We start from the raw sequence: 2,664 nt of genomic DNA on the forward strand, positions 1-2,664 counted from the left end.
CGTTCCACCCGCACGGCGCGGCATGACCACCACGGTATTCGCTGTCGCGGCGCCGGACCCGCGTGACATGCTCGACGGTGTGCAGACGCAGTCGCTCAGTCCCGTGTTCATCGGCCGCGACGCCGAACTGACCAGGCTCGCCGGCGCACTTCGGTCGGCCGGCGGCGGCCGGCCGCAAGCGGTGCTGATCGGGGGCGAGGCGGGGGTCGGCAAGACCCGGCTCGTCGAGGAGTTCTTGACCGCGGCCCGCGCCGCCGGGGCGGTCACCGCCATCGGCGCCTGCGTGGAGATCGGGGCGGACGGCCTGCCGTTCGCCCCGGTGTCCACCGCCCTGCGCTCGCTGTACGGCACGCTCGGCGCCGAACTGCCGGCCGCCGCGGCCGGCCAGGAAGCCGAACTCGCCCGGCTGCTGCCGGAGTTGGGCGATCCCGGCTCCTACGGTCCGGGCGCCCGCGACCCGCACGACGAAGACGGCCGGGTCCGGCTGTTCGAACTCACCGCCCGGCTGCTGGAACGGCTCGCCGCCGACCGCACCCTGGTGCTGGTGCTGGAGGACCTGCACTGGGCCGACCGCTCCACCCGCGAACTGCTCGCCTACCTCTTCCGCTCCCTCCAGCGCGCCCGGCTGGTGATCGCCGCCACCTACCGCGCCGACGACATCCACCGCCGCCACCCGCTGCGTCCCTTCCTGGCCGAGACCGACCGGCTGCGCAGCGTCGAACGCATCGAACTGTCCCGCTTCAGCCTTGACGAGGTCCGCCGCCAGCTCGCCGCGATCCTGGCCGCCGAACCCGAAGCGGCCGTGGTGGACGAGGTGTTCGCCCGTTCCGACGGAAACCCGTTCTTCGTCGAGGAGTTGGCCTGCGGGCTGAGCGGCGGGCGGACCACCACCGCCGGCATCAGCGAATCGCTGCGGGACCTGCTGCTGGTCCGGGTCGAGGCTCTGTCCGAAGACGCCCAGCTCGTCGCGAAGTTCGTCGCCGAAGGCGGCAACACCGTGGAGTACCGGCTGCTCGCGGCGATCTGCCGGCTCGGTGAGGACCAGCTGATCGACGCCCTGCGCGGCGCGGTCGGTGCCAGCATCCTGCTGCCCGACCCCTGCGGCGACGGCTACCGCTTCCGGCACTCACTGGTCCGCGAGGCGGTCGGCGACGACCTGCTGCCCGGCGAGCGCAGCCGTATCAACCGCCGCTACGCCGAGGCCATCGAGGACGACCCCTCGCTGGTGCGGGCCGGCGAGCGCGCCGCCCGGCTGGCCAGCTACTGGTACGCCGCCCACCACCCGGCTAAGGCACTGCCCGCGGTACTGCGTGCTTCCGTCGACGCCCGGCGCCGCCACGCCTACGCCGAGCAGTACCGGCTGCTCGAACGGGCGTTGGAGCTGTGGGACGACACCCCGCAGGAGGTACGCGGCGCGCTGCGCCCGGTCGACTACGCCGAGGCGTACCCCTCCTGCTGCGCGTGCGACGCCGCCACCCCGCTGAGCTTCCTCGACCTGCTGGCCGAGGTGACGGTCGCCGCCCGGCTCGGCGGGGAACCCGAGCGGGCCTACGCCATGGCCAAGCGGGCGCTGCGGCTGCTGGAGCGCGAGCAGAGCGCCGACCCGCTGCGGGCGGCCTGGTTCTGGTCCCAGCGGGCCCGGCTCACCGAGGACCTGGGGCGGGCCGACGGCTGGGAGGAGCTGTCCCGGGCCCGCGAACTGGTCCGGGGGCTGCCGCCGTCGGCCGCGCACGCCGAGGTGATGGCGATGATCGCCGGCTGGATCATGGTCCACAAGTCCGCCGCCGAGGGCATCACCATCGCCGGCCGCGCGGTCGAACTCGCCCGGCTGGCCGGCGCCCGCGAGACCGAACTGCACGCCCGCGTCACCCTCGGCATGCTGCGGGCCGACGCCGGCGACATCGAAGGCGGCCTGGCCGAGGTCGAGGAGGTACGGCTGCTGGTGGCCGACCAGCCGGCGCCGGGCATCATCGCCCGCACCTACGGCAACCTCTCCTCCCTCCTGGAGGGCGCGGGACGCTCCCACGAGGCGATCCGGGTCGCCCGGGAGGCCCTGGCGCTGCTCGGCGAGCGGGCGTCCAACACCACCCGTTCCTGGCTGCTCACCAACGAGGGCGAGTCGCTGCTCGCCCTCGGCCGCTACGCCGAGGCGGCGGCGCCGCTGGCCCAGGCCCGGGAGACGGCGGTGCACACCTTCCTGCGGGCCGGCATCGAGGTCTCCCAGGGGTACGTGGCGCTGGCGGTCGGCGACACGGACGCGGCGGCGCGATGCCACGCCGCCGCGGTGGAGGGGCTGCGGCACGACACCCAGCCGCAGCACCTGATCCCGCTGCGCGGGCTGGCGCTGCAACTGGCCGTGGCCCAGGGCAGATTCGAAGACGCCCGGCGGGAGCTGCTGGCGGCGGCCGACGTCGGTTTTCCGGCCGGGACCATGCAGTTCGGCTGGCCGCTGCTGGCCGCGGGCGCGGCAGCGGAGGCGGACGGGCCGTGGCTCGCCCTCGGCGACACCGGGCGCGAGCCGGTGTTGGCGCGGATCCGGGAGACGGCCCGGCACCTGCCCCGGCCGACCGGGCTGGCGGCGGCGTACGCGTTGCTGGTCGAGGCGGAGCTGGTCCGGGCGGAAGGGCGGGTCGAGCCCGCGCGGTGGGCCGCCGCCGCGGCGGC

1 protein-coding gene is annotated in these 2,664 nt (G+C 75.3%); it reads left to right on the top strand.

Going from position 1 to position 2,664, the window contains the following annotated elements; genetic code table 11:
* Positions 1-22: 22 nt before the first annotated feature.
* Positions 23-2,664: ATP-binding protein (locus tag GA0115240_RS12300; protein WP_107407135.1), on the top strand; the 2,642-nt coding region annotated here is incomplete at its 3' end.

The sequence above is a fragment of the Streptomyces sp. DvalAA-14 genome, from assembly GCF_900091855.1.
GTDB lineage: Bacteria > Actinomycetota > Actinomycetes > Streptomycetales > Streptomycetaceae > Actinacidiphila.